The organism is Pseudoxanthomonas sp. LjRoot204_2, assembly GCF_056175765.1.
The window spans coordinates 1-5646 of the sequence record NZ_JBGFFG010000224.1 but is presented as its reverse complement, the minus strand read 5'-3'; the positions used below and the strand labels follow the sequence as shown (position 1 = coordinate 5646).

The window sequence follows — 5646 nt, the reverse complement described above, 5'->3', positions numbered from 1 at the left end:
CATCGGATTCGTACATGCCCAGCCGGGTCGGTGCGTAGTCCTTGAGCACGGCCTCGACGTTGCCCGCCAGCTCCATGATCTTGTCCACCGCCTGCTCCTGCTCGGCCTGGAGGCGCGGCACGTTGGCGGACTTCTCGACGAACTTCTTCCCCATCACGATGGGGCGGTAGATCATCGTGAGGTAAAGCTCGTTCTGCATGATCTTCTGCGCGGACAGCGCATCGAAGTAGCCGTCCGACAGCGCCTGGTTGAACGCTTGGCCGAAGCGCGCGCCGGAGCGTATGCCACCACGCCGGCGCAGGTCGTGCACCCAGAATGCGACGTTCACGAAATCGGGCGCCCGCAACGTCTGCAGCATGCGGTTGAACGTGTTGTGCCTGTGCTCCAGCTCCCATTCCTCGCGCCCGACGAACGGCAGCCCTTCCAGCCGCCACGTCAGCAGGAAGTCGCCCCCCGTCGTCTTGACCACCTGCGGGGACACGTGGGCGGACAGCGGGATGAATTCGGCGATGGACAGGTCGGGCGCGAGCATGGGTCAATCCGGGATCGAGWCGTCGAAGCGCTTGCGATAGCTGTTGGGCGTGAACACCCACATGCCCTCGTGGTGGCGGAGGTTCCGGACCTTGGTCCGGAACTGCCACCGCAGGCCGAGCAGCCGGAAGATCATTTCGTCGCGGCGCGCCATCTGCCGCATGATGAAGATCACGACCGGCAGCAGGGCCAGGAAGAACATGTTGAAGTAGAACGTGAGCAGCAGGCAGCTGCCCGCCCCGATCGTGAAGGGCACATACGGAACCCCCATGAACATGGGTGGGCGGGTGCAGCCCCTGAACAGCACGTTCCTATGCATACTGCGTCAGCATCTGTCCGACGACCATCGCGGTCGACGTCACGTCGGAAGGCAGCAGCATCTTCGCGATCTGCGCGGCCGCACCGATCAGGAAGCCACCGATCAGCACGGGCGCCACGTCGCCGACCCGCTTGTGGTTGAACGCGATCTGGTAGCCCGCGAAGATCACGGCGATGGTCACGATGGCGATCGACGCCACGTTCAGCAGGGAATTGATGTTGGTGAAGAAGCTGGTGACCCGCCCCTGCGCGCCGGTGGCGTCCTGGGCGAGCGCCAGCTCCGGAAATGCCAGCGCGGTGGCGGCGATGATCAGCATGATGATGGCGCTGGAAGCCTGCTTTGCCTGGATAGAGTGCGTGTTGTTCATGATGGACCCCAAATGGTGGTTGCAACGGTAGGTGGCACTTTCGCGTGCCGACGAGCCATCCCTGGCGGGTACTGCTAGAAGACGAAAGCGTCATCCCTCCCGGATGTCTGCACGACCTGCGGCGCTTGCGGCGCCGTGGTGGTGTTCTGGTGATAGGCCTGCACCGTGACGGGCGCATCGGCCGATGCCTGCGCGATGGCCGGCGCTATGACGGGTGCGGCCGGCAGTGCCGTCGTGCGCCGCGGAGCATCCGCTGCGACGGCGGCGGTACGCAGCGCATCCACCCGCTGGGACCTCGCTTCCTCGACACGGCGTGCGACGCGTGACGACGCCCGACCGCCCGTGGCCGCGCGTGAGGCCTGCTCATATGCCGTGCGTCGCGTCGTCCGCGATGCCTGGGCGACCGTCCTGCGATCGATCACCGGTATGGCCTGCGCGTTGCCGCTGGCTGCCTGCCGCTGCCAGGAAGCGAATACCTTCTGCACGTACCCGTGCCGATAGCCGGTCGTGAAGTTGCCGGAGTAGTAGCAGCTGAAGGCCTTGCCCCAATCGTTGCCGGAGCGCGAGTAGCACTCGGCGAGGATGCGCGAGCCTGCCTGCAGGTTCGGGCAGACATCGAACGCCTTCTCGTAGCTGTCGAGTCCCTGCCGCGTGAGGTTGTAGCGATTGACCTGCGCCAGTCCAAGCGAAAAGTTGTAGCCACGGTCCTCCAGCATGCGGGCCGTCGACAGCGCCTCCGCCAGATTGCGGGGTTGCCGGGCCAGTCGTCCCCCCACCACACCGATCGCGTAAGGATTGAACGAGGACTCGACCTTCACGACGTGCTCCATCACCGTCGGCGGAACCGCCAGTCCGGTACAGCCCATCAGCTCCATGCCAGGCAGCATCAGCAGACCCTCCCTTCTTGGCCACCCGGCATGCCGAGGCTGCCCCGCCTGCCGGATCCCTGCCCTGTCGTCGATGGGTACGTGGCGTTCATGTGCGTCCTTCAGGCGGCCAAGGCACGGGCGGGATCGAAGTCGATGCCGGTGATGTAGCGGCGTCCGGCGTGCGCCTTGATGTGCACGACGATGTCGATGGTCATCTTCAGCAGGCGCTTGATGACTTCGAACTCGAGGCCCGCGCCTTCGGCAGACGCCTTGACCATCAGGGCGAGCTGGTCCCAGGTCTGCGCCGTGCTGCCCGCGTGGCAACTGGTGATGGAACCCGGATGACCGGATGCGCAATTGCGGATGAAGTAGAACGACTCGTCGCCGCGCAGCTCCGCCAGGATGATGCGGTCCGGCTTCATGCGCAGACAGGCTTCCATGCAGTTCTTGGCGGTGATGTTGCTGGCGCTCTGTCCACCTTTCGAATACAGCAGGTGCACGACGTTGGGCTGGCGGATGAACAGTTCGCGGGCGTCCTCGATCGTCACTAGGCGCTCCTGGTCGGGGATGTGGTTGACCAGCGACTTCATGAACGTCGTCTTGCCGCTGCCGGTCGCGCCGGCCACCACGATGTTCTTGTGGTAGTGCACGGCCTTCCGGAAGAACTCCGCATAGTTGCGGCTGCGACGGAGCTCCAGCAGTTCCTGGTCGTGGTCGCCGAGCACCTGCTGCTGCTCGAGGATGTCGTCAAAGAAGCCGTCCTGCTCGTACTGCTCCAACGACTTGCTGAACTTCGCCGGCAGGCGGATGGTGATCGATACCTTGCCGGCGTCGCAGGCCGGCGGAATCACGAACTGCGCGCGCTGGCCGGTCGGAAAGGTCAGCGACACCATCGGATCGATGTCGGTGATGCGCTGGCCGGTGTTGCTTTCGTTGACGACCGAGGTGCAGAACTGCCGGGCGCGCTCGAAGGTGAGCGTCGGCACGTCGGCCTTGAGCCACCCCGCCCGTGCCGTTTCGAGATAGAGCTCACCGGGGCGGTTGATGCAGATCTCGGTGACGTCCGAGGACTGCATGTGATCGCCGATCCCGAGCACCTGGTACTGGTAGTCCAGGAACTCGTTGGAGATGCGGGCAAGGGGCTCGTTCTGCGTATCCATGAATGAACGCCCGTCAGCGCATCACCGCGGAGAAGTCGACGTCACGCGCCACGTACACATTGACGATCGTGCCCTGGTTGATCGTCACCGTCGGTGGGCGCGCCATGTTCCGGTCCAGCGCCATGTTGGCCAGGCGCTCCATCGTCCTGGCGGTGTTGCTTTCGTAGGGGTTCTGGACGACGGCGCCATTGATGATGGAGGTCTCCTGCGGACCATTCTTCGCGCCCGCGTACTTGAAGGCATCGCTCAGCATGCTGATGAGCAGGGCGGACGAGATGCGCTGTGCCCAATGCGCCGAATAGTGTCCCGGGTTGCCGGCCGCGCCGAGCATGTCGGTACCCGGACTGCGCATGTTCACGTCCATGCCGGTCGGTGTGGTGATCCGGTCCCAGACGATGGCGGCGCGCTCACCGATGATGGCCTCCGAGTTGTAGCTGCCCATCACCTTCGAGCCGCGCGGTAGCAACAGGCGCTTGCCGTTGACCGAGTACACCGGTTCGGTCACCACGCAGGAGGTATAACCCGGCACATCGGTGATCACGCGGGATTCGAGCACGCAGCGGATGTAGGTGCCGCGCAACAGCAGGGTATTGGGGTTGTACAGCGGCTTCGCGCTGGTCATGCCATCCGGTGCCTCGCGAGGCGCGGCAGGCCCCTGCCCGGCTTGCCCGGCCAGCAATGCGGCATAGTCGGCCATGCCGGGATCCTGTGGTGCCTGCCCCGGCTGCCCTTCCCCGAACGTACTGGCCATGTCGAGCATGCGGCGTTCGCGCAGCGAGGGCTGCTGTCGATCAGGCAATCCCGAAGGCATCGCCATCATCGACGCCGTCGAGCGATCCGTGTCGTCGACCACCGGCAAGGGCGGCAGATCCGGCTCCATGGGCACGGGCGGCGCCTCGGGCGGCAGGTCGGGCAGATCGCGCGGAGCCGCGGGAATCACGACCTGCTCCCCCTTGGCGGGCGCCTGGTCCTGGTCGTCTTTCGACGACAGTCCGCCACTGAATATCCAGAAGACGACGAGCAGCATGAGCACGACGATGCCCGCCAGGAACAGCAGCGCCTTGCGATTGAGCCGCTGTACATCCGCAGAGCGCAGGTATGGCGCATTCGCGTCGAGGTCCGGCTCCGGCGCGGGACGCGATGTCTGGTAGGGGCTCTGCGGCGCTGCCCGTTCGGGGCCCGTGTCCGGCTGATCGTGCGGCGTCTGGTTCATTGCTCCGGGCTCCTGCGCAGGCCGACCACGTTGTCGCCGTGGCGGATGACCAAGTAGGGATACGTGCCGTGGACGACGATGGTGTCGTCCTGCACGGTCGAGTTGACGACGAATTCATCGCCGTCCTCGCTGTCGCGCGCGAACACGACCGGGAAGTTGCCGCTCGGGAAGCGCGTGCGGTCGCCCATCCGGATATAGGTGAAGCGGCGATCGTCGTATACGGTCGTGGGCACCAGCCAGGTGGGGCCGCGCTTGCGCTGGGCGTACTCGTAGTTGAAGTGGTACGCGCGCCCCGGCTCCACGGCGGTGTTGAGTTCCGACGCCACTTCCTGCGGCTTGTTGGCCGTGCCGGCGAAACTTGTGTCGCCCGGATAGGCGAACTTGATGCGGTACTGCACGCCTGCCGCGCGGGCCTGGTCCAGCACGCGCCAGTCCGTCGCCACGACCCTCAGTTCGAAGATGTACGAATGCGCTGCCGTGCGCACCAGCAGGTTGGTGTCCACGTCGACGTTCTTCGGCTTCAGGTAGAACACGTTGCCGCGGCGGCTGATATCCCATCCGCCGCTGAACCCGGTGCTGAAATCCAGGATTTCCTCGTGCGGCGACAGTTCGATCTGCGTGGTGATGCCCAGGCCGGTGCGCACCGGGTACACCTTGTCCGGCGAGTACGTGTACTCCTCGATCACCTGCGCCACCGCAGGCAGCGTCATGAGCAGAAGGCCAATGGCGGCCAGGCGCCGCAGGGCGTACTTCAACCTCATCGTTGGGGCACTCCGGGTCGCGTCTCGGGTTCCGACTGCTCCGCGGGCTGCGGGGTCGTCGACACATCGTTCTCACTGGGGGGCGCGGGCGGCATGCCGGCCGCGRCAGGCTCTGCGACCTGCGGCGTCGCCTCAGCCGACACGGGCGCGGCGGCCGGCGGCATGGGGAACTCGCGCTCCGGCACGGTCGCCGCCGCGAAGTCATCGTCCACGCGATAGTTGGTGACGCGGAATCCGAKCGGATTCAGCAACCGGTCCTCCTCACTCAGCCGCAGGTCCGGGTTGTAGGTGAATTCGAGGGTCGCGATCCGGCTGTCCAGTGGCTGTGCCTGGCCACGCCCCTTGTCGTACAGGCTGCGCTGGAATCGCACGGTGGCGCCCGTGGGGCGCGCACCGGCGCCGCCGCCGATCAGGACGATGCTGAGG

Annotated in this window: 7 protein-coding genes and 1 pseudogene; all 8 read right to left on the bottom strand. The window is 65.6% G+C overall.

Annotated elements, in window-relative coordinates; genetic code table 11:
- Positions 1-532, bottom strand: a pseudogene (locus tag AC04L7_RS11450) (VirB4 family type IV secretion/conjugal transfer ATPase); the annotation flags it as partial.
- A 3-nt stretch (positions 533-535) separates the two neighbouring features.
- Positions 536-850 carry a VirB3 family type IV secretion system protein gene (locus tag AC04L7_RS11445; protein ID WP_475513039.1) on the bottom strand — a complete coding sequence of 105 codons (315 nt, stop codon included), beginning with the start codon at positions 848-850 and terminating at the stop codon, positions 536-538.
- Positions 843-1217: a TrbC/VirB2 family protein gene (locus AC04L7_RS11440; protein ID WP_435996793.1), complete on the bottom strand. Its 375-nt coding sequence runs from the start codon at positions 1215-1217 to the stop codon at positions 843-845. Before AC04L7_RS11440 ends, AC04L7_RS11445 begins: the two co-directional genes overlap by 8 nt.
- Positions 1218-1291: 74 nt before the next feature.
- Positions 1292-2092 carry a lytic transglycosylase domain-containing protein gene (locus AC04L7_RS11435; protein ID WP_436000941.1) on the bottom strand — a complete coding sequence of 267 codons (801 nt, stop codon included), beginning with the start codon at positions 2090-2092 and terminating at the stop codon, positions 1292-1294.
- A 113-nt stretch (positions 2093-2205) separates the two neighbouring features.
- Positions 2206-3246 (bottom strand): P-type DNA transfer ATPase VirB11, encoded by a 1041-nt coding sequence (gene virB11 / locus AC04L7_RS11430; RefSeq protein WP_296279481.1) that lies wholly within the window; start codon positions 3244-3246, stop codon positions 2206-2208.
- 13 nt (positions 3247-3259) lie between these two features.
- Positions 3260-4459 (bottom strand): TraB/TrbI/VirB10 family type IV secretion system protein, encoded by a 1200-nt coding sequence (locus tag AC04L7_RS11425; RefSeq protein ID WP_435996791.1) that lies wholly within the window; start codon positions 4457-4459, stop codon positions 3260-3262.
- Complete coding sequence (locus AC04L7_RS11420) at positions 4456-5220, bottom strand: TrbG/VirB9 family P-type conjugative transfer protein (RefSeq protein WP_435996789.1); 765 nt, start codon at positions 5218-5220, stop codon at positions 4456-4458. Before AC04L7_RS11420 ends, AC04L7_RS11425 begins: the two co-directional genes overlap by 4 nt.
- Positions 5217-5646: VirB8/TrbF family protein (locus AC04L7_RS11415; protein WP_475513038.1), on the bottom strand; the 430-nt coding region annotated here is incomplete at its 5' end. The genes AC04L7_RS11420 and AC04L7_RS11415, both read right to left, overlap by 4 nt.

Excerpts from the sequence above, each read along its gene's own strand:
- virB11 (WP_296279481.1), bottom strand. The coding sequence starts at position 3,246 with ATGGATACGCAGAACGAGCCCCTTGCCCGCATCTCCAACGAGTTCCTG.
- AC04L7_RS11440 (WP_435996793.1), bottom strand. The coding sequence starts at position 1,217 with ATGAACAACACGCACTCTATCCAGGCAAAGCAGGCTTCCAGCGCCATC.
- AC04L7_RS11420 (WP_435996789.1), bottom strand. The coding sequence starts at position 5,220 with ATGAGGTTGAAGTACGCCCTGCGGCGCCTGGCCGCCATTGGCCTTCTG.
- AC04L7_RS11435 (WP_436000941.1), bottom strand. The coding sequence starts at position 2,092 with ATGGAGCTGATGGGCTGTACCGGACTGGCGGTTCCGCCGACGGTGATG.
- AC04L7_RS11425 (WP_435996791.1), bottom strand. The coding sequence starts at position 4,459 with ATGAACCAGACGCCGCACGATCAGCCGGACACGGGCCCCGAACGGGCA.